The 26409-nt window shown below is 69.9% G+C and carries 22 protein-coding genes and 1 tRNA gene; 16 read left to right on the top strand and 7 right to left on the bottom strand.

The genetic code is table 11. The annotated features are described in order from the left end of the window. Window position 1: 1 nt before the first annotated feature. The 7 genes from trpC (at window position 2) to pyk (ending at window position 11473) form a co-directional block, all read left to right on the top strand. Window positions 2-778, top strand: coding sequence for an indole-3-glycerol phosphate synthase TrpC (gene trpC, locus KY498_RS01700; protein ID WP_060958625.1), 777 nt, complete (start codon window positions 2-4; stop codon window positions 776-778). After that, window positions 775-1983 carry a tryptophan synthase subunit beta gene (gene trpB / locus KY498_RS01695; RefSeq protein WP_060958626.1) on the top strand — a complete coding sequence of 403 codons (1209 nt, stop codon included), beginning with the start codon at window positions 775-777 and terminating at the stop codon, window positions 1981-1983. The genes trpC and trpB overlap by 4 nt, the downstream gene beginning before the upstream one ends. After that, window positions 1980-2765 carry a tryptophan synthase subunit alpha gene (gene trpA / locus KY498_RS01690; RefSeq protein WP_060958627.1) on the top strand — a complete coding sequence of 262 codons (786 nt, stop codon included), beginning with the start codon at window positions 1980-1982 and terminating at the stop codon, window positions 2763-2765. Before trpB ends, trpA begins: the two co-directional genes overlap by 4 nt. 50 nt (window positions 2766-2815) lie before the next feature. Further along, the gene (gene lgt / locus KY498_RS01685) at window positions 2816-3796 is read left to right on the top strand and encodes a prolipoprotein diacylglyceryl transferase (protein ID WP_060958628.1); all 981 of its coding nucleotides are present in this window, start codon (window positions 2816-2818) and stop codon (window positions 3794-3796) included. A 119-nt stretch (window positions 3797-3915) separates the two neighbouring features. Then, window positions 3916-8517 carry a glutamate synthase large subunit gene (gene gltB / locus KY498_RS01680; protein ID WP_061781741.1) on the top strand — a complete coding sequence of 1534 codons (4602 nt, stop codon included), beginning with the start codon at window positions 3916-3918 and terminating at the stop codon, window positions 8515-8517. Further along, on the top strand, window positions 8510-9979 hold the full coding sequence (locus tag KY498_RS01675) for a glutamate synthase subunit beta (RefSeq protein ID WP_060958630.1): 1470 nt from the start codon (window positions 8510-8512) through the stop codon (window positions 9977-9979). The genes gltB and KY498_RS01675 overlap by 8 nt, the downstream gene beginning before the upstream one ends. Window positions 9980-10024: 45 nt before the next feature. Continuing rightward, entirely contained in the window at window positions 10025-11473 is a 1449-nt protein-coding gene (pyk, locus tag KY498_RS01670) for a pyruvate kinase (protein ID WP_060958631.1), read from the top strand. Window positions 11474-11543: 70 nt separating this feature from the next. On the opposite strand, the gene KY498_RS01665 is transcribed toward pyk, so the two are convergent. Continuing rightward, window positions 11544-11624 (bottom strand) — tRNA-Leu (locus KY498_RS01665). 56 nt (window positions 11625-11680) lie between these two features. Between KY498_RS01665 and KY498_RS01660 the strand changes: the two genes are divergently transcribed. Then, window positions 11681-12301 carry an ANTAR domain-containing response regulator gene (locus KY498_RS01660; RefSeq protein ID WP_060958632.1) on the top strand — a complete coding sequence of 207 codons (621 nt, stop codon included), beginning with the start codon at window positions 11681-11683 and terminating at the stop codon, window positions 12299-12301. A 43-nt stretch (window positions 12302-12344) separates the two neighbouring features. Here the strand turns inward: KY498_RS01660 and KY498_RS01655 are convergent, their stop codons facing one another. Beyond that, the gene (locus KY498_RS01655; protein ID WP_060958850.1) at window positions 12345-12779 is read right to left on the bottom strand and encodes a hotdog fold thioesterase; all 435 of its coding nucleotides are present in this window, start codon (window positions 12777-12779) and stop codon (window positions 12345-12347) included. A gap of 65 nt (window positions 12780-12844) precedes the next feature. Here KY498_RS01655 and polA point away from each other — a divergent pair, with 65 nt between their 5' ends. The 6 genes from polA to KY498_RS01625 all read left to right on the top strand — a co-directional run bounded on the left by polA (window position 12845) and on the right by KY498_RS01625 (window position 20966). After that, complete coding sequence (gene polA / locus KY498_RS01650) at window positions 12845-15517, top strand: DNA polymerase I (RefSeq protein ID WP_061781740.1); 2673 nt, start codon at window positions 12845-12847, stop codon at window positions 15515-15517. Window positions 15518-15602: 85 nt separating this feature from the next. Continuing rightward, a complete protein-coding gene (locus KY498_RS01645) occupies window positions 15603-17279 on the top strand; it encodes a DUF885 domain-containing protein (protein ID WP_191008639.1) in 1677 nt (558 codons plus the stop codon). Between the two features lie 38 nt (window positions 17280-17317). Then, window positions 17318-18352, top strand: a complete 1035-nt coding sequence (locus KY498_RS01640) for an LLM class flavin-dependent oxidoreductase (protein WP_191008640.1) — start codon at window positions 17318-17320, stop codon at window positions 18350-18352. A gap of 13 nt (window positions 18353-18365) precedes the next feature. Further along, entirely contained in the window at window positions 18366-19730 is a 1365-nt protein-coding gene (locus tag KY498_RS01635) for an MFS transporter (protein WP_191008641.1), read from the top strand. 112 nt (window positions 19731-19842) lie between these two features. Beyond that, window positions 19843-20604: an SGNH/GDSL hydrolase family protein gene (locus KY498_RS01630; protein ID WP_174524648.1), complete on the top strand. Its 762-nt coding sequence runs from the start codon at window positions 19843-19845 to the stop codon at window positions 20602-20604. 104 nt (window positions 20605-20708) lie between these two features. Next, window positions 20709-20966 carry a DUF6458 family protein gene (locus tag KY498_RS01625; protein ID WP_060958637.1) on the top strand — a complete coding sequence of 86 codons (258 nt, stop codon included), beginning with the start codon at window positions 20709-20711 and terminating at the stop codon, window positions 20964-20966. 21 nt (window positions 20967-20987) lie between these two features. Here the strand turns inward: KY498_RS01625 and KY498_RS01620 are convergent, their stop codons facing one another. From KY498_RS01620 to deoC, 5 genes are all read right to left on the bottom strand, one after another. Next, complete coding sequence (locus tag KY498_RS01620; protein ID WP_191008642.1) at window positions 20988-22328, bottom strand: nitrate/nitrite transporter; 1341 nt, start codon at window positions 22326-22328, stop codon at window positions 20988-20990. Between the two features lie 9 nt (window positions 22329-22337). After that, the gene (locus KY498_RS01615; protein ID WP_191008643.1) at window positions 22338-22820 is read right to left on the bottom strand and encodes a DUF2087 domain-containing protein; all 483 of its coding nucleotides are present in this window, start codon (window positions 22818-22820) and stop codon (window positions 22338-22340) included. A 38-nt stretch (window positions 22821-22858) separates the two neighbouring features. Then, window positions 22859-23263, bottom strand: coding sequence for a GntR family transcriptional regulator (locus KY498_RS01610; protein WP_308813213.1), 405 nt, complete (start codon window positions 23261-23263; stop codon window positions 22859-22861). Continuing rightward, window positions 23260-23907: a hypothetical protein gene (locus KY498_RS01605; RefSeq protein WP_191008644.1), complete on the bottom strand. Its 648-nt coding sequence runs from the start codon at window positions 23905-23907 to the stop codon at window positions 23260-23262. The genes KY498_RS01610 and KY498_RS01605 overlap by 4 nt, the downstream gene beginning before the upstream one ends. Window positions 23908-24656: 749 nt before the next feature. After that, window positions 24657-25367, bottom strand: coding sequence for a deoxyribose-phosphate aldolase (gene deoC / locus KY498_RS01600; RefSeq protein ID WP_191008645.1), 711 nt, complete (start codon window positions 25365-25367; stop codon window positions 24657-24659). Between the two features lie 126 nt (window positions 25368-25493). On the opposite strand from deoC, the gene KY498_RS01595 reads away from it, so the two are divergent. Beyond that, the gene (locus KY498_RS01595) at window positions 25494-25691 is read left to right on the top strand and encodes a hypothetical protein (protein WP_191009709.1); all 198 of its coding nucleotides are present in this window, start codon (window positions 25494-25496) and stop codon (window positions 25689-25691) included. A 122-nt stretch (window positions 25692-25813) separates the two neighbouring features. After that, the gene (locus tag KY498_RS01590) at window positions 25814-26365 is read left to right on the top strand and encodes an HdeD family acid-resistance protein (protein ID WP_191008646.1); all 552 of its coding nucleotides are present in this window, start codon (window positions 25814-25816) and stop codon (window positions 26363-26365) included. Window positions 26366-26409 lie beyond the last annotated feature (44 nt).

Raw genomic sequence — 26409 nt, 5'->3', positions numbered from 1 at the left:
CATGCTCGATGGCCTGACGGCCGGTGCGGTGGAAGATGCCCGGTCGCGGGAGGACGCACGTCCTCTTCGCGATGTCGAGCGTGACGCCCTCGCACAGGCCCCCGCGCTCGACGCCCTCGCCGCCCTCGCCCCCGCCGACCGGGTGAAGATCATCGCCGAGGTCAAACGCGCGAGCCCGTCCCGCGGCGATCTCGCGGCGATCCCCGATCCCGCCCTCCAGGCCGCGCTGTACGAGGAGGGCGGAGCCTCGGCGATCTCCGTGCTGACCGAGGCGCGCAGATTCAAGGGCTCCCTCGCCGACCTCGAGGCGGTGAAGGGACGCGTCGGCGTGCCCGTCCTGCGCAAGGACTTCATCGCGACGCCGTACCAGGTGCTGGAGGCACGTGCGTCCGGCGCCGACCTGGTGCTGCTGATCGTCGCCGCCCTCGAGCAGCCGCTGCTGAGCCGACTGCACGAGCTGGTGCTCCAGCTCGGCATGACGCCGCTCGTCGAGACGCATTCCCGCGAGGAGCTGGAGCGCGCGGCCGACCTGGGCGCGAAGCTCATCGGCGTGAACGCCCGCAACCTGTCCACCTTCGAGCTGGACCGCGACCTGTTCGGCTCGCTCGCCGAGCACTTCCCGGCGGATGCCGTGAAGATCGCCGAGTCCGCGGTGCTCGCCCCCGCCGACGTCGCGCACTACCGCGCCGGCGGCGCCGACGTCGTCCTGGTGGGGGAGGCGCTCGTCACGAACGACCCCGTCACCACCCTGCATGCCTTCCTGGAGGCCGGATCATGAGCCTGCGTGACCAGCACGGACCGTTCTTCGGCGACTTCGGCGGTCGATTCATGCCCGAATCGCTCATCGCCGCGATCGACGAGCTGACCGCGGAGTACGAGTCGGCCAAGGCCGACCCCGCGTTCCAGGCGGAGTTCGAGAGCCTGCTGCACTCGTACGCGGGGCGCCCGTCGGCGCTGACCGAGGTGCCCCGTTTCGCCGAGCACGCGGGCGGCGCGCGGATCTTCCTCAAGCGCGAGGATCTCAACCACACCGGCTCGCACAAGATCAACAACGTCATCGGGCAGGCTCTGCTGACCAAACGGCTCGGCAAGAAGCGCGTCATCGCCGAGACCGGCGCCGGCCAGCACGGTGTCGCGACCGCGACGGCCGCCGCGCTGTTCGGCTTCGAGTGCACGGTGTACATGGGCGAGGTCGACACCGAGCGCCAGGCACTGAACGTGGCCCGCATGCGTCTTCTCGGCGCCGAGGTCATCCCCGTCACGACCGGGTCGCGCACGCTCAAGGACGCGATCAACGAGGCGTACCGCGACTGGGTGGCATCGGTCGAGACGACCAACTACATCTTCGGCACCGCGGCGGGGCCCCACCCGTTCCCGGCCATGGTGCGGGACTTCCAGAAGATCATCTCCGAGGAGGCGCGCGCCCAGCTCCTCGACGAGACCGGGCGCCTGCCCGACGCCGTCGTCGCGTGCGTCGGCGGCGGCTCGAACGCGATCGGCATGTTCGACGCGTTCCTCGACGACGAGAAGGTGAAGCTGTACGGCGTGGAGGCGGCCGGCGACGGCGTCGACACCCCGAAGCACGCGGCATCCATCGAGCGCGGACGGCCCGGTGTGCTCCACGGCGCGAAGACCTACGTGCTGCAGGACGAGGACGGCCAGACCGTCGAGTCGCACTCGATCTCGGCGGGCCTGGACTATCCGGGTGTCGGGCCGGAGCACGCGTGGCTCGCCGACATCGGCCGCGCCGAGTACATCCCCGCCACCGATGCCGAGGCCATGGACGCCTTGCGCCTGCTCTCGCGCACCGAGGGCATCATCCCGGCGATCGAGTCCGCCCACGCCCTCGCGGGCGCGTTGCGCCTGGGCCGCGAGCTGGGCCCGGACGCCATCATCGCCGTCAGCCTCTCCGGCCGCGGCGACAAGGACATGGACACCGCCGCCCGCTGGTTCGGGCTCTACGACGAGGGGGCCGCGCAGTGACCTCGCGCGTGGCCGCGGCGATCGACGCCGCGAAGGCCGAAGGGCGGGGGGCGTTCGTCGGTTACCTGCCGCTCGGGTTCCCCGACCTCCAGACGAGCATCGACGCCGCCGTCGCCCTGGCCGACAACGGCGCCGACATCCTCGAGCTGGGGCCGCCCTACTCCGACCCCGTGATGGACGGGCTCATCATCCAGGAGGCCACGCAGGCGGCCCTCGCCGGCGGTTTCCGGCTGCGGGACACCTTCACGGCCGTCCGCGCCATCGCCGCGCGCGTCGACGTGCCCATCCTCGTGATGACCTACTGGAACCCGGTGCTGCAGTACGGCGTGGACCGGTTCGCCGACGAGCTCGCCGCGGCGGGGGGAGCCGGCCTGATCACCCCCGACATCACCCCCGACGCCGCACCCGACTGGATCGCCGCCTCGGAGCGCACCGGACTGGACCGCGTCTTCCTCGCCGCACCGACCTCCACCGACGAGCGGTTGCGGATGATCGCAGAGGCCTCCACCGGCTTCGTCTACACCGTCTCCACGATGGGCATCACGGGGGAGCGCGCAGAACTGGATGCCGCCGCCCGCACCCTCGTGGCCCGTCTCCGCGGTTTCGGCGTCGAGCACGCCTGCGTCGGAATCGGCATCTCGACCGCCGAACAGGTCGCCGGAGTGCTGGAGTACGCCGACGGCGCCATCGTCGGGACGGCTCTGGTCCGTGCCCTCCGCGACGGCGGCGTGGCGGCCCTCGCCGCCGAGACCCGCGCGCTCACGGGCGGCACCGGCTCCTGAGCCGTCGCGGCGACACGTGACGATCCCGACGGCGAAGTAGACTGCCCCTCGTGCTTTCCTCCGCCTCCGTCGTCGCCAGCATCCCGAGCCCGTCGATCAGCTCCTTCCAGATCGGCCCGCTGACGATCCACTTCTACGCCCTGTGCATCCTCGCGGGGATCGTCGTCGCGGCGTTCATGACCAACCACCGGCTGACCAAGCGCGGAGCCGAGGCGTGGGTCGTCATCGACATCTGCCTGCTGGCCGTGCCGCTGGCGATCGTCGGGGCGCGCGCCTTCCACGTCGTCACCCACTGGGGCTTCTACTTCGAGCAGGGCCGCGACTGGTGGAACCCCTTCGTCCGCGACGCGATCTGGAACGTCTGGGACGGGGGCATCGCCATCTTCGGCGCCCTCATCGGCGGCGCCATCGGTGCGTGGCTGGGCTGCAAGTGGACCGGCATCCGCTTCTGGACCTTCGCCGACGCCCTGGCCCCGGGGCTGCTGCTCGCGCAGGCGATGGGACGCTTCGGCAACTGGTTCAACCAGGAGCTGTACGGCCTGCCCACCGACCTCCCGTGGGGCCTGCAGATCGACTACCCGAACGCGGCCTGGCCGGTCGGCCTGCCCGCGGGCACGCTGTTCCACCCGACGTTCCTCTACGAGGTCATCTGGAACACGATGGGTGTCTTCGTCCTCCTGTGGGCCGGCCACCGCTTCCGGCTGCAGTGGGGCCGTCTGTTCGCGATCTACCTCGTCTGGTACAGCGCCGGTCGCATCGTCTGGGAGAGCATCCGCATCGACCCGAGCGAGGTGTTCTTCGGCCTGCGCACCAACGTGTGGGCGGCCATCTTCGGGGTCATCGTGGGTCTGGCCATCTTCGTGGTGCAGACGCGTCGTCACCCCGGCTTCGAGCCGTCGCCGTACATGCGCGGCCGCGAGCGGGGCGGGGCTGTACAATCGCAGAACACCGATGAATTCGTGGACGTCAGCGCACCCCCGACGCCCGGCTCCATCGCGGACGCAGCCACAAGCACCGTCGCATCGAAGTAGCACCGCAGTCACCTCCCCGGTGCCCGCCACGCTTCGATTTCTCCTCCGCTGAACACACCTCCGCTGAATGCCCAGGGCCGACGTCGTCCCCGATCAGTTTGACCATGAGGACGGTTGCCATGGCTTCGAGCCCCCGTCGTGAAGAGACCCACGAACAGCCCGTGATGCGCCCCGCATCCGGCTTCCCCGCCAAGCAGGGGATGTACAACCCGGCCTTCGAGAAGGATGCCTGCGGCCTGGCGATGGTCGCCACGCTCCGCGGCGAGCCGGGCCACGACATCGTCGAGCTGGCGCTGACGGCGCTGCGCAACCTCGAGCACCGCGGCGCGATCGGCTCCGACGCCGGCACGGGCGACGGCGCCGGCATCCTCACGCAGATGCCCGACGCGTTCCTGCGCGCCGTCGTCGACTTCGACCTGCCGCCGGTGGGGGAGTACGCCGCCGGCATGGCGTTCCTCCCGCTCGATGAGGCGGCCCGCGCCGACATCAAGGCGGGCGTCGAGCGCATCGCCGAGACCGAGGGCCTGACGGTGCTCGGCTGGCGCGACGTCCCGACCGAGCAGGAGCACCTCGGCAAGCTGGCCTACGAGGCCCGTCCCCACTTCGAGCAGCTCTTCGTGTCGCGCCCCGCCGTGGGCGACGCCCCCGCGCTCAGCGGGATCGAGCTCGACCGGCGCGTCTACCGCCTGCGCAAGCGGGCCCGTCGCGAGCACGACGCCTACTTCGTGTCGCTCAGCGCGCGCACGCTCGGCTACAAGGGCATGGTCACGACGCTCCAGCTCGAGCCCTTCTACCCCGACCTGCAGGACGAGCGCTTCCAGAGCGAACTGGCGGTCGTGCACTCGCGCTACTCGACCAACACGTTCCCGTCGTGGCCCCTCGCGCAGCCGCTGCGCATGCTGGCCCACAACGGCGAGATCAACACCGTCGGCGCCAACCGCAACTGGATGCGCGCACGTCAGTCGCAGCTCGAGTCCGAGCTGATCGGCGACATCCGCCCGCTGCTTCCGATCTGCACCGAGGGCGCGAGCGACTCGGCATCCTTCGACGAGGTGCTCGAACTGCTCACCCTGACGGGACGCAGCCTGCCGCACGCGATCATGATGATGGTGCCGGAGGCCTACGAGAAGCAGGCCGACATCGCACCGGATCTGCGTGCGTTCTACGAGTACCACTCCATGCAGATGGAGCCGTGGGACGGCCCGGCCGCGCTCATCTTCACCGACGGCACGCTCGTCGGCGCGACGCTCGACCGCAACGGCCTGCGCCCCGGCCGCTGGACCGAGACGACCGACGGACTGGTCGTCATCGGCAGCGAGACCGGTGTGCTCGACTTCGCGCCCGAGCGCATCAAGCGCCGCGGACGCCTGCGCCCGGGCCGCATGTTCGTCGTGGACACCGCGCAGGGTCGCATCATCGAGGACGACGAGGTGAAGGCCGAGCTGGCGGCTCTGCAGCCGTGGCAGGAGTGGCTGGACGCCGGCCGCGTGCGCCTGAAGGAACTGCCGGAGCGGGAGCACATCGTGCATCCGATCGCCTCCATCACGCGCCGCCAGCGCACCTTCGGCTACACGGAGGAGGAGGTCCGCATCCTCCTGACCCCGATGGGCCAGAACGGTGCGGAGCCGCTGGGCGCCATGGGCTCCGACACCCCGATCGCCGTGCTCAGCAAGCGGCCTCGTCTGCTGTTCGACTACTTCGTGCAGCAGTTCGCGCAGGTCACCAACCCGCCGCTGGACTCGATCCGCGAAGAGGTCGTCACCTCGCTCGCCCTGGGCCTCGGCCCCGAGCGCAACCTCCTCGAGTGGGGTCCCGAGCACACGCGGACGATCACGCTCGACTTCCCGGTGATCGACAACGACGAGCTGGCGAAGCTCCAGAACATCGACAAAGCCCTGCCCGGACGGCGCTCCGTGACGATCCGCGGCCTCTACCACCTCGAGCACGGCGAGGACGCCCTCGAGCGTCGCCTCGACGAGATCTCCGCCGAAGTGGATGCCGCGATCGCCGACGGTGCCGAGTTCATCATCCTGAGCGACCGCGACTCGAACAAGGACCTCGTGCCGATCCCGTCGCTGCTCATGCTGTCGGCCGTGCACCACCACCTCATCCGCAAGGAGAACCGGATGAAGGTCGGCCTCGTCGTGGAGGCCGGCGACGTCCGAGAGGTGCACCACGTCGCCACCCTCATCGGCTATGGGGCCTCGGCGGTGAACCCCTACCTCGCGATGGAGACGGTCGAGTATCTCGTCCGCGCCGGCTTCATCACCGGCATCACGCCCGAGAAGGCCGTCAAGAACCTCATCTACGCGCTCGGCAAGGGCGTGCTGAAGATCATGTCGAAGATGGGCATCTCGACCGTCTCGTCCTACGCGGGCTCGCAGGTCTTCGAGGCCGTCGGCCTGTCGGAGGAGCTCATCGAGAAGTACTTCACCGGCACCGAGACCAAGCTCGGCGGCGTCGGCGTCCGCGAGATCGCCGCCGAGAACCAGGCTCGCCACGACTACGCCTACCCCGAGGACGGCGCGGTCCGCGCGCACGAGCGCCTCTGGACCGGTGGCGAGTACCAGTGGCGCCGGGACGGCGCGCCCCACCTGTTCACCCCCGACACGGTGTTCCGGCTGCAGCACGCGACCAGGACCCGTCGGTACGACATCTTCCGCGAGTACACGAAGCTCGTCGACGACCAGGCGGCCGAGCTGAAGACCCTGCGCGGGATGTTCAAGCTCAAGACCGGCGTGCGCCCGCCCGTGCCGATCGACGAGGTCGAGCCGGTGTCCTCCATCGTGAAGCGGTTCTCCACCGGCGCGATGAGCTACGGGTCGATCTCGAAGGAGGCGCACGAGACGCTCGCGATCGCGATGAACTCGATCGGCGCCAAGTCGAACACGGGGGAGGGCGGCGAGGACGTCGACCGTCTGCTGGACCCCGAGCGCCGTAGCGCCATCAAGCAGGTGGCGTCGGGCCGGTTCGGCGTGACGAGCATGTACCTCACGCACGCGGACGACATCCAGATCAAGCTCGCCCAGGGCGCGAAGCCCGGCGAGGGCGGGCAGCTGCCCCCGGGCAAGGTGTACCCCTGGATCGCCCGCACCCGCGGAGGGACGCCCGGCGTCGGGCTCATCTCGCCGCCGCCGCACCACGACATCTACTCGATCGAAGACCTCAAGCAGCTCATCTTCGACGTCAAGCGCGCGAACCCCAAGGCCCGCGTGCACGTGAAGCTCGTGAGCCAGTCCGGCATCGGCGCGGTCGCCGCCGGCACCGCCAAGGCCCTCGCCGACGTCATCCTCGTCTCGGGGCACGACGGCGGTACGGGCGCGAGCCCGTTGAACTCGCTCAAGCACGCGGGAACCCCGTGGGAGCTGGGGCTCGCCGAGACGCAGCAGACGCTCATGCTCAACGACATGCGCGACCGTGTCGTGGTGCAGGCCGACGGTCAGCTCAAGACCGGCCGCGACGTCGTGATCGCGGCGCTGCTGGGCGCCGAGGAGTTCGGCTTCGCGACGACCGCCCTGGTCGTCGAGGGCTGCATCATGATGCGGGTGTGCCACCTGGACACCTGCCCGGTCGGCGTCGCGACGCAGAACCCGGTGCTGCGCAGCCGCTTCTCGGGAAAGCCCGAGTTCGTCGTCAACTTCATGGAGTTCCTGGCCCAGGAGGTGCGCGAGTACCTCGCGGAGCTCGGCTTCCGCTCCATCGACGAGGCGGTCGGGCGCACCGAGGTGCTGGACATGAACGGCGCGATCGACCACTGGAAGGCCAGCGGACTCGACCTCGCGCCCATCCTCGAGGGCCCGGCGTTCGCGCCCGACGTGCCCCGTCGCCACCTCCGCGACCAGGACCACGAACTGGACGAGCACTTCGACGTGCAGCTCATCGAGCGCGCGCAGGACGTCATCGTGCACGGCGGTCACTTCTCGATCGACCTGCCGATCCGCAACACGGAGCGCGCGGTCGGCACGATGCTCGGCAACCGCGTGACGCTCGCCCACGGCGAGCACGGCCTGCCGTCCGGCACCATCGAGATCAACCTGACGGGCTCCGCGGGCCAGTCCTTCGGCGCGTTCCTTCCGTCGGGCATCACCCTGCGGCTGGAGGGCGACTCGAACGACTACGTCGGCAAGGGGCTGTCCGGCGGCGAGATCGTCGTGCGCCCGCCGCGCGGCGCGAGCTTCGACGCCGCCCAGAACGTCATCGCGGGCAACGTCATCGGCTACGGCGCCACGCAGGGCACGCTCTTCCTGCGCGGCGTGGTCGGAGAGCGCTTCCTGGTGCGCAACTCGGGCGCCACCGCCGTCGTCGAGGGCGTGGGCGACCACGCGCTCGAGTACATGACGGGCGGTCTGGCCGTCATCCTCGGTCCGACGGGGCGCAACCTCGGCGCCGGGATGTCGGGCGGGACGGCATACATCTACAAGCTGGACCGCGACCTCGTCAACCGCGAGGCGCTCGCCACCGGCGAGCTCGAGCTGCTCGACATGGGCTCCGGTGACGTGGAGATCCTCCGCGACCTGCTCGAGCGTCACGTCGCCGAGACCGACTCGGCGCTCGGCGCCGCACTTCTGGACGATCTCGAGGCCGAGGCCGCGAACTTCGTCCGTGTCCTGCCGCGCGACTACGCCGCGGTGCTGCAGACCCGCCAGGAGGCGGCCGCCGAGGGGCTCGACCCCGACGGCGACGTCGTCTGGACCCGCATCCTGGAGGTGACCGGTGGCTGACCCGAAGGGCTTCCTGAAGACCACCGAGCGCGAGCTCCCGGCGCGCCGGCCGGTTCCCGTGCGCATCATGGACTGGAAAGAGGTCTACGAGCCCGGCGACTCCGCCGTGCTGCGTCGTCAGGCCGGCCGCTGCATGGACTGCGGCATCCCGTTCTGTCACCAGGGCTGCCCGCTGGGCAACCTGATCCCGGAGTGGAACGACCTGACGTGGCGCGGCGAGGGCCGCTCCGCGATCGAGCGTCTGCACGCGACGAACAACTTCCCGGAGTTCACCGGGCGGCTGTGCCCGGCGCCGTGCGAGAGCGCCTGCGTCCTCGGGATCAACCAGCCCGCGGTCACGATCAAGCAGATCGAGGTCTCCGTCATCGACGAGGCGTTCGCGAACGGCTGGGTCGAGCCGGAGCCGCCCGCGCGGCTCACCGGCAAGACCGTCGCCGTCGTCGGCTCGGGCCCCGCGGGACTCGCGGCGGCGCAGCAGCTGACCCGGGCCGGTCACACCGTCGCGGTCTACGAGCGGGACGACCGCATCGGCGGCCTGCTGCGCTACGGCATCCCCGACTTCAAGATGGAGAAGCGCCACCTGGAGTCGCGGCTGCGTCAGATGCAGGACGAGGGCACGCGCTTCCGCGCCGGTGTGGAGATCGGCACCGACATCACCTGGAGCGAGCTGCGGGCCCGCTACGACGCGGTGGTCATCGCGACCGGCTCCACGCTGCCTCGCGAACTCGCGATCCCGGGCCGCGACCTCGCGGGCGTGCACTTCGCGATGGAGTACCTCGTCGAGTCCAACAAGGCCGTCGCCGGCGACCAGGTGCCCCACCAGATCCACGCCGAGGGCAAGCACGTCATCGTCATCGGCGGCGGCGACACCGGTGCCGACTGCATCGGCACGGCGCACCGTCAGGGCGCCCTCAGCGTGACCAACCTGGCGATCGGCAAGCAGCCCCCGGCGGGCCGCCCGGACCACCAGCCGTGGCCGATGACGCCGACGGTGTTCGAGGTCTCCTCGGCGCACGAGGAGGGCGGGGAGCGCAGCTTCTTGGCCTCCACCGTCGAGTTCCTCGGCAACGAGGCCGGCGAGGTGCGCGCGCTCCGCGTCGCCGAGACGGAGTACCTCCCCGACGGGCGCCGTGTGCCCCGCAGCGGCACCGAGCGCGAGATCCCCGCCGACCTCATCCTCATCGCGATGGGTTTTACCGGCCCCGAGCGCGCCGAGCTCGAGTCGCAGCTGGGTACCGTGTTCACGGGCCGCGGCAACGTCGAGCGCGGCGATGACTACCAGACGACCGCGCCCGGCGTGTTCGTCGCCGGAGACGCCGGCCGTGGCCAGTCCCTGATCGTCTGGGCGATCGCGGAAGGGCGCGCGGCGGCCGCCGCCGTCGACGAGTACCTGATGGGCCGCACGAGCCTGCCGTCACCGGTGCGCCCGACGGACGTCGCGATCGGCCTTCAGCCCGCGTAGGCTGAAATCAACCCCGAACAACCCATAGAGACCGGAGAGTCTTCAGTGAGACGCGCGAAGATCGTCGCAACCCTGGGACCGGCCACCGAATCGTACGAGATGATCCGCGCGATCATCGAGGCGGGCGTGGACGTCACCCGAATGAACCTGAGCCACGGCTCGTACGCCGAGCACGAAGTCCGCTTCGCCAACGTGCGCAAGGCCGCCGACGACGCGGGACGCGCCGTCGCCATCCTCGTCGACCTGCAGGGCCCCAAGATCCGTCTCGGCAAGTTCAGCGATGGACCGCACGACCTCGCCGTCGGCGAGACCTTCCGCATCACCACCGATGACGTCGTGGGTACCCGCGATCTCGTCGGCACGACCTTCAAGGGCCTCGCCGGCGACGTCAAGCCCGGCGACTTCCTCCTCATCGACGACGGCAAGGTGCGCGTCCAGGTCGAGAGCGTCGACGGTCCGGTCGTCACGACCAAGGTCATCGTCGCGGGAACCGTGTCCAACAACAAGGGCATCAACCTCCCGGGCGTCGCCGTGAGCGTCCCCGCGCTCTCCGAGAAGGACGAGGCCGACCTCCGCTGGGGGCTGAAGGCGGGTGCCGACCTGATCGCGCTGTCCTTCGTCCGCGACGCGGCCGACATCACCCGCGTGCACGAGATCATGGCAGAGGAGGGCCGCAAGGTCCCCGTGATCGCCAAGATCGAGAAGCCGCAGGCGGTGGACAACCTCGAGGAGATCATCGACGCGTTCGACGGCATCATGGTCGCCCGCGGCGACCTGGCCGTCGAGCTGCCGCTGGAGGCCGTGCCGGTCGTCCAGAAGCGCGCCGTCGAGATGTGCCGCCGGATGGCCAAGCCCGTCATCGTCGCGACGCAGATGCTCGAGTCGATGACCCACGCCCCCGTCCCCACGCGCGCCGAGGCGTCCGACGTCGCCAACGCGGTGCTCGACGGCGCCGACGCGGTCATGCTGTCGGGCGAGACGAGCGTCGGCGACTATCCGGTCGTCACCGTGCAGACGATGGCCCGCATCGTGGAGTCGACCGAGGAGCACGGCCTGGAGCGGATCCGTCCGTTCAGCGCCAAGCCCCGCACGCAGGGCGGCATCCTGACCCTGGCCGCGAACGAGGTCGCCGAGTTCATCGAGGCGAAGTACATCGCGATCTTCACGGAGTCCGGTGACACGGCGCGTCGCATGTCGCGCCTGCGTCCCGGCATCCCGATGATGGCCTTCGCCGTCGACCCGGCGATCCGCCGCCGCATGGCGCTGACGTGGGGCGTGCAGTCGACGCTCGTCGAGCACGTCGCCCACACCGACATGATGTTCCTCCAGGTCGACGAGTTCTTCCTCGGCCAGGGCCTCGCGCAGGAAGGGGACAAGGTCGTCGTGATCTCCGGTTCCCCTCCCGGAATCATCGGCTCGACCAACGACATCCGGGTGCACCGGATCGGCGACGCCGTCCACGGCAAGGCGCCGATCTACCAGACGGAGAAGTAGGTCGCAGCACGAACGACGAAGGGCGGATGCCGGGATTCCCGGCATCCGCCCTTTCGCGTCGCATCTTCCGTGCCGGTGGTGGGAGTCGAACCCACACGTCCGAAGACAACCGAGTTTGAGTCGGTCGCGTCTGCCATTCCGCCACACCGGCGCACGCGGACGCTCGTCGGCGCGCGTCCGGGATTGACCATACCGTAGGATTCAAAGGTGACTGAGCAGGAACCGAGCACGACTCCCACGGCATCCGCCCCCCGACGCGTCGTCGTCGCGGAGGACGAATCGCTGATCCGCCTCGACATCGTCGAGATCCTCCGGGACAACGGCTTCGATGTCGTCGGCGAGGCCGGCGACGGTGAGACCGCGGTCCAGCTCGCCACCGAGCTGCGCCCCGACCTCGTCATCATGGACGTGAAGATGCCCGTGCTCGACGGCATCAGCGCCGCCGAGAAGCTCAGCAAGAACCACGTGGCGCCCGTCGTGCTGCTGACGGCGTTCAGCCAGAAGGAGCTCGTCGAGCGCGCCAGCGAGGCCGGGGCCCTGGCCTACGTGGTGAAGCCGTTCACGCCGAACGACCTGCTGCCCGCGATCGAGATCGCCCTCGCGCGCTACGAGCAGATCATCACGCTCGAGGCCGAGGTCGCCGACATGGTCGAGCGTTTCGAGACCCGCAAGCTCGTCGACCGCGCCAAGGGGCTGCTCAACGAGAAGATGGGCCTCAGCGAGCCGGAGGCGTTCCGCTGGATCCAGAAGGCGTCGATGGACCGTCGCCTGACGATGCAGGACGTCGCCAAGGCCATCATCGAGCAGCTCTCGCCGAAGAAGTCCTGACGCCGCGCGCGGTCTCCCGCGGCTCGGCGCCCCGCTGAGGGGGTCAGACCGCCGGGCGATCCGTGATCATGTTGGTGATCCGGATCGTGGAGCATCGCCGTCCCTGTTCGTCGGTCACGACGATCTCGTGCACCGTGATGCTGCGCCCGAGGTGCACCGGCGTGCACACCCCCGTCACGATGCCGCTGGTCGCCGACCGCGTGTGCGTCGCGTTGATGTCGACGCCGACGGCCAGGCGCGTCGGCCCGGCGTGGAGGTTCGCGGCCATCGAGCCCAGCGACTCGCCGAGCACGACGTAGGCACCGCCGTGCATCAGCCCGACGGGCTGCGTGTTGCCCGCCACGGGCATGGTCGCGACGGAGCGCTCGATCGTGAACTCGACGAACTCGATGCCCATCTTCTCGGCCAGCGCGCCCATCCCGCGCTGCCGCGCCCAGGCCATACCGTCGAGGTCGGCGGGGGTGTTCTCAGCGGTCATCATCCACCTTCGGAAGCGATCGGATCGGAGGCTGCGGTGTCCATGCCCCCGTCTAGAGTTGCAGGGTGACGGACTCCGCAAAGCCTACCCTTCTCGTCGTGGACGGCCATTCGCTCGCCTACCGTGCGTTCTTCGCCCTCCCGGTCGACAACTTCACGACCCGTGACGGGCAGCACACGAACGGCATCTACGGCTTCCTGTCGATGTTCGTCAACCTCGTCAAGGCGGAGCAGCCCACCCACCTCGCGGTGGCCTTCGACACCTCGCGCCACTCGTTCCGCACCGACGTGTATCCGGAGTACAAGGCGAACCGGTCCGAGTCGCCGGCGGAGTTCAAGGGCCAGATCCCGCTGCTGCAGGACTGCCTCGCCGCGATGAACGTCCCGGTGCTCACCAAGGAGGGCATCGAGGCCGACGACATCCTCGCGACGCTCGCGACGCAGGGAGCCGCGGAGGGCTTCGACGTGCTCGTGTGCTCGGGCGACCGCGACACGATCCAGCTCGTCACCGACGACGTCACGCTGCTCTACCCGAGCGTGCAGGGCGTCTCGCAGCTCAAGCGCTACACGCCCGCCGCGGTCGTCGAGAAGTACGGCCTCCCGCCCGTCAACTACCCCGACATCGCCGCCCTCGTCGGCGAGACGAGCGACAACCTGCCCGGCGTGCCGAAGGTGGGGGAGAAGACCGCCGTGAAGTGGCTCACGCAGTGGGGCACGCTGGATGCGCTCATCGAGAACGCCGACAAGATCACCGGTGTCGTCGGAGGAAACCTCCGCGACCACCTCGACGACGTGCGCCGCAATCGATCGCTCAACGCGCTCCTTCGCGACGTGGAGCTCGGCGTCGAGCCGTCCGACCTCGTGGTGCAGCCCATCGACGCGCAGGCCGTTCGCGACATCTTCGCGCGGCTCGAGTTCCGCACCCTCCTGCCGCGCGTTTTCGAGGCCGTCGGCGCCGACCCCGACGAGGGCGCCCACGACGCCGCGGCCGCGGTCGCCGCCCCGAAGCCCGCAGAGGCGGATGCCGCCGCGCTGGCCGCCTGGATCGGCGCCCGCGATCTCACCCCGGATGCCGCCGACGTCGCCGTGACGGTGACGACCGACGCCGGCCTTCCCGCCCGCGTCGGACTCGCCCTGGCCGACAGCGCCGTCGAGACGACGTGGTCGCCCGACACGGCGGCCGTGCTCCGGCCGTGGCTGGAGAGCGCGGCGCCCAAGGTCATCGCCGACGCGAAGCCCCAGGTGAAGGCCCTGCGCCGCGCGGGCGTGCGCCTGCGGGGGCTCGTCTTCGACCCGATCCTCGCCGGCTGGCTGCTGCGTCCGAGCTTTCCCGACAAGGGGCTGTCCGACCTCGTCGACCGTTACCTCGACGAGAAGCTCCCCGAGGCGGATCCCACCCAGCTCGTGCCCGAGACCGAGGGCGCGACCCCGGGCCAGCTCTCGTGGTACGCGCTGCGGGTCGCCGACGAGATGCGCGCGCAGATCCCGGCATCCGTCGCCCGCGTCATGACCGAGATCGAGCTGCCCACCCTCGACACCCTCGCCGACATGGAGCTGGCCGGCGTCGCCGTCTCGCACGAGAAGCTCTCGGCGTTCTCCGCGGAGCTCGGCGCGCGGGCCGACGCCGTGGCCCAGCTCGCCTACGCGGAGATCGGGCGGGAGGTCAACCTCGGCTCGCCCAAGCAGCTGCAGGACGTGCTGTTCGAGCAGCTCGAGCTGCCCAAGACGCGCAAGACGAAGACCGGGTACTCGACCGATGCCGCGGTGCTCGCCGACCTGCAGGAGTCGCACCCGCATCCGTTCCTCGATCTGCTCCTGCAGCACCGCGAAGCCACCAAGCTGCGGCAGATCATCGAGTCGCTCGACTCGTCGATCGGCAACGATCGCGCCGCGGGCTCCGACGGCCGCATCCACACGACGTACGTGCAGACGGGCAGCCAGACGGGGCGTCTGTCGAGCACCGACCCGAACCTGCAGAACATCCCCATCCGCACCGAGGAGTCTCGGCGCATCCGCGCCGCGTTCGAGGTCGGCGAGGGCTACGAGACCCTGCTGACGGCGGACTACTCGCAGATCGAGATGCGCATCATGGCGCACCTCTCGGGCGACGCCGGTCTGATCGAGGCGTTCAACTCGGGCGAGGACCTGCACCGGTTCGTCGGGGCACGGGTGTTCGGCGTCGAGCCGGCCGACGTGACGTCCGCCATGCGCACCAAGGTCAAGGCGATGAGCTACGGCCTGGTGTACGGCCTGAGCGCGTTCGGCCTGTCGAAGCAGCTGCGCATCGAACAGTCCGAGGCGAAGCTGCTGATGACCGAGTACTTCGCCCGCTTCGGCGCGGTGCGCGACTACCTGCGCTCCTCCGTCGAGCAGGCGCGCATCGACGGCTACACGGAGACGATCTTCGGGCGCCGCCGCCCCTTCCCCGATCTCGCGAGCCCCAACCGCGTGCTGCGCGAGAACGCGGAGCGCGCCGCGTTGAACGCCCCGATCCAGGGCAGCGCCGCGGACATCATGAAGATCGCGCTGTTCCGCATCCACGACGAGTTCCGCGCGCAGGGCGTCGCATCGCGGGTCCTGCTCCAGATCCACGACGAGCTCGTGGTGGAGGTGGCACCGGGGGAGTGGGACACGGTCGAGAAGATCGTCCACGACCGCATGGGCGACGCCGCGGAGCTGTCGGTGCCGCTCGACGTCCAGATCGGCCGGGGCGAGAACTGGGACATCGCGGGGCACTGAGCGGGCGCGGCCGCGGTGGCATCCGGTTCCGCGGTCGTCGGCATCCCGCCCCACGTCGAGGCCGTGTCGGGATTAGGCTCGAAGAATGACTGATTCCCCCCGTACCCCCACGCCGATCGACGCGATCGCTGAGGCATGGGTCGACACCTGTGCCGAGCTTTCCCCGGGATTGGCCACCTACATCGGACGCTTCGAGCACAACGGCCGACTCGACGACTACTCGCTGGCCGGCGCCGCCGCGCGCGTGGACGCCGCGCGTGCCGCCCTCGCCGCCCTGCAGGCCGCCGAGCCGGTCGACGACGTCGACGTCGTCACCAAGGCCGACCTGAGCGGAGACCTGGAGCTCTCGATCGCGCTGTACGAGGCGGGCGCCCACCTGCGCGACGTCAACGTCATCGCCTCGCCCGCTCAGGAGCTGCGCAGCGTCTTCGACCTCATGCCCACCGACACGATCGACGACTGGTCGGTCATCGCCACGCGGCTGTCCGCCATCCCCGAGGCGATCGGCGGCTACATCGAGACCCTCCGCGAAGGGATCGCGACCGGGGTCGTGCCGGCCCGCCGCCAGGTCACCGAGGTCATCGGTCAGATCGCGCGGTACACGTCGGACAACGGCTTCTTCGCGACCTTCGCCGCCGATGCCGCCCCCGCCGAGGGGCAGCTGCCCGCCTCGCTCGCCAAGACCCTGTCCGGTCATGCCGGTGCGGCGCGGGTCGCGTACGACGAGCTCGCGAACTTCCTGCGCACCGAGCTCGCTCCCGCGGCCTCCGAGGTGGACGGCGTCGGTCGTGAGCTGTACGCACTGCACTCCCGGAGCTTCCTCGGCGCGGTCATCGACCTGGATGAGACCTACGAGTGGGGTCTGGAAGAGCTCGCCCGCATGGTCGCCGAGCAGGAGGCCATCGCGAACGAGATCCTTCCGGGAGCCAGCGTCGAGGAGGCCGTCGCGTTCCTGGAGAACGACGAGGCCCGCAAGCTTCGCGGCACCGTCGCGCTGCAGGAGTGGATGCAGGCGACGAGCGACCGCGCGGTCGAGGAGCTCGGCAAGACCCACTTCGACATCCCGGAGCAGATCCGTCGCCTGGAGTGCATGATCGCGCCCACCAACGAGGGCGGCATCTACTACACCGGTCCCACGGACGACTTCTCCCGTCCCGGTCGCATGTGGTGGTCGGTGCCCGAGGGCGTCGACTCCTTCGACACCTGGCGCGAGCTGACGACGGTCTACCACGAGGGCGTCCCCGGTCACCACCTGCAGATCGCGCAGGCCGTCTACAACCGTGCCGAGCTCAACTCCTGGCGCCGCCTCCTCGCGGGCTCCAGCGGTCACGCGGAGGGCTGGGCCCTGTACGCGGAGCGCCTCATGGAGCAGCTGGGCTACCTCGACGACCCCGCCGACCGTCTCGGCATGCTCGACGGTCAGCGCATGCGCGCCGCCCGCGTCGTCCTCGACATCGGCGTGCACCTGGGCAAGCCGCGCCCCGACGGCGAGGGCATCTGGGATGCCGACTTCGCGCTCGAGTTCATGCGCCGCAACGTCAACATGTCGGACGAGTTCATCCAGTTCGAGGTGAACCGTTACCTCGGCTGGCCGGGTCAGGCGCCCTCCTACAAGGTCGGACAGCGTATCTGGGAGCAGATCCGCGACGAGACCGCCGAACGCGAGGGCGCCGACTTCGACATCAAGCGCTTCCACATGCGGGCGCTGCGCCTGGGCGGTGTCGGTCTCGACACCCTGCGGATGACCCTCGCGCAGGGCTGACGGGGAATGCGGCCGACGCGCGGAAGGTTCTCATTCACATGAATGCAGAGTTGGGACTGGACACCTTCGGCGACGTCACGGTCGGCGACGACGGCACGCGCCTGAGCGACGCGCAGACGATCCGCGACATCGTCGATCAGGCGGTGCTGGCCGATCAGGTCGGCCTGTCGTTCTTCGGCGTGGGGGAGCACCACCGGCACGAGTTCGCGGTGTCGAGCCCTGAACTCGTGCTCGCCGCGGCGGCGGCCCGTACCGAGAAGATCCATCTCGGTACGGCCGTCACCGTGCTCTCCAGCGACGATCCGGTGCGTGTCTACGAGCGCTTCGCGACCCTCGACGCACTGTCGTCCGGTCGCGCCGAGGTGATCCTCGGACGGGGCTCGTTCATCGAGTCGTTCCCGCTGTTCGGCTACGACCTCAGCGACTACGAGGTGCTGTTCGAGGAGAAGCTCGACCTCTTCTCGCAGCTGCTGACCGAGAAGCCCGTGACGTGGCAGGGGACGACACGCGCGTCGCTCACCGCCGCGGACGTCTACCCGAAGACGGAGAACGGTATCCGCGCCTGGGTCGGTGTCGGCGGCTCGCCGGAGTCGGTGGTGCGCACCGCGCGGTACGGGTACGGCCTCATGCTCGCGATCATCGGCGGGTCCGCGGACCGCTTCCGTCCCTACGTCGATCTCTACCACCGCTCGCTCGCCTCGTTCGGTCACACCGCCCCGATGCCGGTGGGCGTGCACTCGCCGGGCCACATCGCCGACACCGACGCCCAGGCCTGGGACGAGCTGTACCCGGCGATGGAGATCAACCGCAATGCGATCGGCGCCGAGCGCGGCTGGCCGCCGTACAGCCGGCTGCAGTTCCAGCACGACATCGGGCCCGAGGGCTCCGTCTACGCAGGCTCGCCCGAGACCGTGGCCCGCAAGATCGCGGCCACGATGAAGACCCTCGGCGCCACGCGTTTCGACCTGAAGTACGCGAACGGCACCCTGTCGCACGCGAAGCTGATGCACTCCATCGAGCTGTACGGCACCCGGGTCGCACCGCTCGTGAGCGAGATGCTCGCGGCATCCTGAGAAGGGTTCAGTCATGACGGATGCTGCGGCCGCTCCCCGCGTCTCGGCGCGCGCCGACGTGGGCGAGAGGCTGGACGCGCTGCCGTTCACCCGTCGGCACCTGAAGGTGCTCACCGGTTCCGGCCTCGGGTGGGCACTGGATGCGATGGATGTCGGCCTGGTCTCCTTCGTCTTGACGGCGCTCATCGCGCAATGGTCGCTGACGGGGGAGCAGGCGTCGTGGATCGCCTCGGCGGGCTTCGTCGGCATGGCGATCGGGGCGAGTCTCGGCGGCCTGCTCGCCGATCGGTTCGGCCGTCGGTCGGTGTTCGCGATCACACTGCTCGTCTACGGCGTCGCGACGGGCGCGAGCGCCCTCGCCGGCGGGCTGGCCGCCCTGATCGCCCTGCGGGTGCTGGTCGGGCTGGGACTCGGCGCGGAGCTCCCCGTGGCGAGCACCTACGTGAGCGAGATCGCCCCGGCGCGGATGCGCGGACGGCTCATCGTGATCCTCGAGGCGTTCTGGGCCGTCGGGTGGACGGCGGCGGCCCTCATCGGCTTCTTCGTGGTCCCGGCATCCGCCGACGGCTGGCGCTGGGCGTTCGCGCTGGGTGCGGTTCCGGCCGTGTACGCGCTCGTGGTGCGCTGGGGCCTGCCTGAGTCGCCGCGCTGGCTCGTGCGCCGCGGGCGCGTCGCGCAGGCGGAGGCGATCACGGCCGGCTTCGAGTCGTCGCCCGTGCTCGGCGGGGGACACCGCCGCCACGCCCCGGCGGGGTCGGCGGACGGCCCCGCACTCGCGACGGGAGGCGTCCGCGCGCTCTGGTCGAGCGAGTTCCGTGTGCGGACCGCGGCGCTGTGGACCGTCTGGTTCTGCGTCAACTTCGCCTACTACGGCGCTTTCATCTGGATGCCGACGATCCTCTTCGCGCAGGGCTATGGCCTCGTGAAGTCGTTCGGGTTCACGCTGATCATCACCCTCGCACAGCTGCCGGGCTACGCGGTGGCGGCCTGGTTGATCGAGGTCTGGGGTCGCCGCCTCACGCTCTCGGTGTTCCTCGCCGGATCCGCCGCGGCCGCCGTCGTCTTCGGAACCGCATCGACCGAGGGCATGATCATTGGGGCGGGGATGGCCCTGTCGTTCTTCAACCTGGGCGCGTGGGGGGCGCTGTACGCGGTCACGCCCGAGAACTATCCGACGTCGCTGCGCGCGACCGGGGCCGGATGGGCGGCCGGCGTCGGACGCATCGCGTCGATCGTCGCACCGCTGAGCGTGCCGCCGCTGCTCGCGGGCGGCGGAGCCCCGCTGCTGTTCGTGGTGTTCGCCGCGTTCTTCGTCCTCGCCGCCGCTGCGGCATGGGGGTCGGCCGACCACCGCGGCGCGGCCCTCGACGACCGCTGACGCCCCGGCATCCGCTTCATCCGTCCCCTGTGGTCGCTCTGCGCACAGGGATGCGACCACGGGGGACGGATGAAGGAGACGTGTCGGGTGACGCGCGGCGTAGGCTGAGCGGGTGACAGACGTGCGTTTCGTGGCGATCGGGGACTCGTTCACGGAGGGTGTCGGCGACGAGCTTCCCGACGGCCGGGTCCGCGGCTGGGCGGATCTCGCGGCGCAGGGGTGGGCCGACTCGCGTGGGGAACCCCTTCAGTACGCGAACCTCGCGATCCGCGGGAAGCTGATCTGGCCGATCGTGCGTCAGCAGCTGGAGGCGGCACTGGCGCTGAAGCCGACGCATCTGTCCTTCAACGGCGGCGGCAACGACATGCTGCGCCCGCGGACGTCCATCGCGCACATCGCCGACGCCTTCAGCCAGGTGCTGCGCCGCTGCGACGAGGAGGGCGTCACGCTCGTCCTCCTCTCGGGCGCGAACCCGTCGGCGCAACTGCCGATGGGACGCCTGATCCAGCGGCGGGGCGATCTGATGTCGGATGCCGTCATCGACCGTGTCGGCGACCGTGATGACGTCGTCCGCGCCCTCAACTGGCCCGACGCCGAACTGTCCGACCCGTCCTACTGGTCCGAGGATCGCCTCCACATGAACAGCCGCGGCCACCATCGGGTCGCCGCCCGCGTGCTCGACGCCCTGGGGGAGGCCGTGCCCGACGGATGGTGGAGCATGCCGGCCATCCCCGATGCCGTGCGGCTCGCTCAGCGCGACTACGTCCGCGAGCACCTGGGCCCCTGGGTGCGCCGGCGGCTGACCGGAACGTCGTCGGGGGATGGACGCGAGCCGAAGTTCGGCGGCGGATGGGTGGAGATCGCCCCGCGCTAGCGTCGCGCTCCCGTGACTGTCAAGGGCATGGGCACGCGATCACGGGTCGGCCACGATGGAGACGTCCCATCCCGCCACCCGGAACGCCACCCAAGGAGCACGCCATGAGCATCGGAGCCGGCATCGCGCTGTTCGTCATCGGAGCCATCCTGGTCTTCGCGGTGAACGTCGACGTCCCGTACGTGGACCTCGACATGATCGGCTACATCCTGATGGGCGCCGGTGTGCTCGTCTTCATCATCGGGCTCGTCCTCCTGCTTCGTCGTCGCTCGACGCAGCAGGTGACACGCACCGTCGAGCCCGGGGTGGGGGAGCGGATCACCCAGACCGAGTCGCGCACCTCCGGCGACGGCACCGTCTGAGCGCGCTCACCCTCGCCCCGTTCAGCCCTTCGCGCGCGGGCGGCGCGGCGGGTCCATGCCCAGAAGAACCCGGGTCTTGCGCCGTTCGACGACGATGAAGGTCCATCCGAGCGCCCACAGCGGCACCTGGGCCAGGAAGGCGATGCGGAACGCGTCCAGCCGGTAGGTGTCGGGGGTGCCCGCGCCCTGCAGGTCGAGGGCCAGACCGATCGCGAAGATCGCGATCAGCGCGGCGAGGAAGCCGCCGACGTTGGTGATACCCGTCGCCGTGCTCAACCGGTGCGCCGGGTTGTGCGTGCGCGCATGGTCGAAGGCGATCATCGAGGCGGGACCGCCCATGGCGAGAGCGACCGCCAGCGCGTACAGCAGCCAGAGCGGCGCAGGTCCGGGCCAGGCGACGACCACCATCCACACGCTGAACTGGGTCGCCACCGCCGGCAGCACCAGGGCGCGCGAGCGCAGATGCGGGATGCGGCGGGAGATGTCGCCCATGATCGGGCCGAGCGCCATGCCCACGACGACGTACGTGGACAGCACGCCCGCCGACTGGGCGGCGCTGAGCCCCTCGCCGGCCGTCAGGAAGGGCGTTCCCCACAGCAGCACGAACGCCGTGCCGGCGAAGGGGGCGGTGAAGTGCGACCAGAATGCGAGGCGGGTGCCGGGGTGCGCCCAGGCGGCGCGGATGCCGACGCCGGTGTCCATGGACGAGCGCACCACCCTGATCGCCCCGGTGCTGGTGTCGACCGAGACATCGGCGCGCAGCGCGGGCGGATGATTGCGGATGACGGCCCACACCAGGATGCCGAACAGCACGCACAGCCCGGCGATGCCGCCGAACACGATCTCCCAGCTCGTGGCGTGGAGCATCACGGCGAGCGGGGCGAGGGCCAGGAGCTGTCCCGCTTGTCCGACGAGTCCGGTGAGCTGACCCATCAGCGGACCGCGCTGCGCCGGGAACCACACGGCGACGAGGCGCAGCACCCCCGGGAAGATCGCCGCATCGCCGGCGCCGAGCAGCATCCGGGCGAAGATCGCGACGCCGACGCTGGGGGAGAAGGCGAGAGTCAGCTGTCCCGCCGCCATGAGCAGCATCCCCGCTGTCATGATCGGGCGGGCGCCGTAACGGTCGAGCAGGAGGCCGATCGGAATCTGCATGCCGCCGTAGACGGCGAGCTGGACGACGGCGAACATCGAGAGCGTCGCGGCATCCGCCCCGAATCGCTGTGCGGTGTCGACGCCCACCGCCGACAGCGAGGAGCGGTTGATCACGGCGAGCATGTAGGCCGCGACGCCCACGCCCCAGATGAGCCAGGCTCTGGCATCCGGCCCGACGGACGCGGGGGAGAGGCGGGGCGAGCTCACCCCTCAACGCTACTCGCGTGCGAGCGCGTATTCGGACCCGGACGGCGTGCGGACGAGGAGGCCGTGATCGACCAGGTGACGTCGGAGCACGGCGACATCGCCGCTCGGCGCGTACGGCTCGAGCCGCTCGTTGACGTCGCGCTCGCTCATGAGGACGCCGGGGGAGAAGGCGCGCTCCGTGACGAGACGGAGCAGCGCGACACGCTCACCCTGCTGCGAGGGATACCGATCGATGCGACCGTCGCGGTCGAGGAAGCGCTCGGGCCCGCGCGGGCGAGGCGGCGCCACCAGAAGAGCCCGCAGCGGGGCATCGTCGAAGCGGATGCCGTCGCCGCCGCGCACCACCAGGCCGAGAGCCGTGAGGCGGTCGAGGGCTCGCTCGCGCGCTCGTGGCGTTCGTGGCGGGGACGCCGTCTCCGCGAGGACCGCACGGACGTCGTCGTCGCGCAACGCCGCGATGATCGCGCGCCAGGTCTCGGGGGAGTCCGTCATCCGTTCAGGGTAGCGAGGCGGGGGTTTTACAGGGCTCCTCACACGGCTTCCTGCGGCGACCCCGTGAATCCACCGTCGACTGTCGTTCGCCACGTGACACGAAGGACGTCGATGACATCGTCGAGCTCGGCGCCGGCGGCGTCGGCTGCGGTCACCAGTTCGCGTATCCGCCGGGCGACCGAGAGAGGAAGGCGTGCGGCCGACTCGGCGACCCGCGTGCCGGCGGCGGTCCGGGTGACCACGAGTCCGTCCTGCTCGAGCATCTTGTACGCCTTCGCGGCGGTGCCGGCCGCAACGCCGAGGTCGCTGGCGGTCTGCCGCACGGTAGGCAGCCGCTCGTTGGCCCCCAGCTGGCCGGAGACGATGAGACCACGGAACTGCCGGTAGATGTCCATCGTGGGGCTGCCGTCGTCTGCCGGCGACAGCGCCCGGTGGGCGCTCACCGACCCGTCCCCGCCGCGTCGGCCAGCTCGTCGATGCGCGCATCGGGGGAGGAGGGGCGCTTCTTCCCCATCTTGGCGGCGACGACGAAGAGGAGGCCGAACGCGATGAGCTCGAGAATGGGAGCCGCCCAGCCGGCGACGGAAGCGAGTTCCGCGTACCGCCATGTCGCGTCGTACGGCTCGCCACCGTTCTGGCCGTCAATCCACAACTGCGCCGGTGAGCCCGCGCGGGCGATGAGCCGCCATGCCCCGCCCATCGCCAGCAGCATCCCGGCCGTCGACAGTGCGACGGCGCCGCTCGCGACATCCGCGCGAAGTCTGCGTTCCGCTGCGACCGTCTCCGGTCGGATGAAGGGCCGCGCGGCGTTGCGACGCAGTGCGATCACTGTCGTGACGAGCAGAGCCGCGACGGCGATCAGGACCGGCGCACCGAACGCCCATCCGTAGTACCCGAGCCGGATCGGATCGATCGCGGCTTCGTTCGGGATGGGAATCTCGAGCCAGATGTGCTGACCGCGGTCATCAGCAGACGACGTCAGCCCGGCGCCGATCGTCGTCGCGATGAGAAACACGGACACGACACCGCACAGGATGAGGCCCACGCGGGGACCGAAGGTCGTCCACGTCCGCCGCGCTCCTGTCATGACCGCAGCTTCGGCGGGCCCGGATCCTCGCCGCGTGATCACGGCAGCGAGAACACCGACGGCGAGAGCGCTGGATACGACGGGGGTGGCGAATCGCCACCATGACACCGCGCCGTCCGCATGGAGCGCAGAGCCGCGCACGATGTCCTCAGCCGCGAAAACAGCGACCACCGCGAGGGCAGAGATCGCCAGAGCGCGACGCTCACGTGCGTATCGCTTGTTCACCGACCGCTCGGCGGCCCCGTGCAACACCATCGGGGCGTGTCGGCCAGACCCCGCAAAAGCGACATACCCGCCGACGGCGATCATCGCCAGAACCAGAGACGTGAGGGGCGTCGAGAACGCCGCCGCCAACCAGTCGATCGGAGCGAAGCCCGCGATCCTCAATCCGTACATGATCTCTCCCGCCACTCTTGTGTCATAGTTCTATCACAAGTTGTACCACGGTTGAGATACAAGCAGGGTTGCGGCTCGGCTTCGAACTCGCGCGATCGCGACAACGGCGTCAAGAGCAGGCGACAGGCCTCGCGTCCGTTGTCCGCGACGTCATGACTAGACCGGGCTCATGTCCGCCACCGGCAGCACGGCGCCGACGACGCACGGCCGGAGGGGGGAGCGACCGCTGCGCGAGAGACGCGACGACACTCTCTTCGAGTTGACATAATGTGCATTATCGGCGTTACACGAGAAGGCCGAGTGGGAACGCGACGGGTGCCACCGAGCGCCCCGTGCGCGACCCCCCGGGCGCGTCAGTACGACGCGGCATCCCCGCCGACGGGTGCGGCGTCCGCAGCTGCGTCGGCGAGCAATGCGCGTGTCGACGAGACGCCGAGGCGGGAGGCTCCCGCGTTCACGAGCGCGATCGCCTGCGCCCGGGTGCGAATGCCGCCCGACGCCTTCACTCCGACGTGGGGCCCGACGATCCGTGCGATCAGGGCGACGTCGGATACCGAGGCCCCGCCGGCGGGATGATAGCCCGTCGACGTCTTGATGTAGTCGACACCCGCCTCGGCACCGATCTCGCTGCAGCGGATGATCTCGTCCTCCGAGAGCGCCGCGGACTCGATGATCACCTTCAGCGTCTTCTCGCTCGGCACGACCGCGCGGACGGCATCGATGTCACGACGAACGGCAGCCCAGTCGTGCGAAGCCACCGCGCCGAGGTCGACGACCATGTCGATGTCGTCCGCACCCCGCGCCAGCGCCAGCTCGGCCTCGAGCGCCTTCACCCTCGGATCGTGGGCACCCGACGGGAAACCGCACACCGTGACCACACGGAGCCCGTACGCATCGGCGGGAATCAGCGTCGGACTGATGCACACCGCACCGACACCCAGGTCGAGCGCCTCGCGGAGATGCGCGTCGACCTGGGCGGCGGTGGCCTCCGGCGTCAACAGCGTGTGGTCGATCATCCCCCGCAGATCGCAGTCTGCGGAGGGAGGGAGAGTCTGGTCGGTCATGCTCATCTCGGCTGGGGGTCGCCGGCGGGGTCGTGATGACACCCGCGCAGATCATTAGTTAGTACACTAATAGTACGCACACGAATCACCTGCGTGCGATCGCTTCCCTCCGAAGGAGACTCCCCCGTGTTCGTCCTCTACCTCGTCCTGTTCCTCGGCGGCATGTACCTCATGGGGTTCGCTTTCAACGTCACCGAGTACGAAGGGCTGGTCTTCATCGGAGGCCTCCTGCTGACCTCCCTCGCCGTCGGCCTTCCGTTCGCCCTCGGGGCGATCGAGCGCCGCGGCGAGCCAGAGAAGGATTCCGGCTCCGCGAGGCTCTGACCCCCTCTCCCCCATCGGCGAAACCGTCGCGTACTCCGCGCGTCACTTTCCGCACCGTCCGCGCAACAGCGCTACCCTGAGAACATCTCCGCTCACAGGAGATTTTCAGAAAGGGCTTCGCCATGACTGCTGAACCGTCCCTCGAGAAGACGGCAACGAACGGCATCCGGACCGCACTGGGTCTGGGTGGTGTGTTGTCGGTCATCCTCGGCATCGTCATCCTCGTCTGGCCCGGCAAGACCGCGATGGTCGTCACCGCGCTCATCGCGGTCTACGCGATCATCGCCGGTCTCGTCTACGCGGGCCTGGGCATCTTCGCCGCCGGCAAGGGCGGCTGGTCGCGGATCGGACACGTGCTGCTCGGTGTCCTGTTCGTCGTCGCCGGCATCGTCGCGTTCACCAACCTCGGTACGACCGCCGTCACCCTCGCCGCGTTCCTCGGCATCCTCGTCGGCATCATGTGGATCATCGAGGGCGTCGTCGCCTTGTCGACCCTCGACCTGGCCCCGTCGCGCGGCTGGACGATCTTCTACGCGATCATCTCGATCATCGCCGGCGTCACCCTGCTGTTCTCGCCGCTCTGGGGCGCCGTGGTGCTGTGGTGGCTGCTGGGCATCTCGGCCGTCGTGATGGGTGTCATCCAGATCGGACGTGCCTTCTCGTTCGGCAAGTGATCCGACGCAGAAGCGCCCCGCCGACCGAGAGGTCGCGGGGCGCT

This window comes from Microbacterium sp. PAMC21962 (assembly GCF_019443465.1).
GTDB classification, from domain to species: domain Bacteria; phylum Actinomycetota; class Actinomycetes; order Actinomycetales; family Microbacteriaceae; genus Microbacterium; species Microbacterium hominis.
The sequence above is the reverse complement of the archived record's forward strand: the minus strand, read 5'-3'. Positions and strand labels throughout refer to the sequence as shown.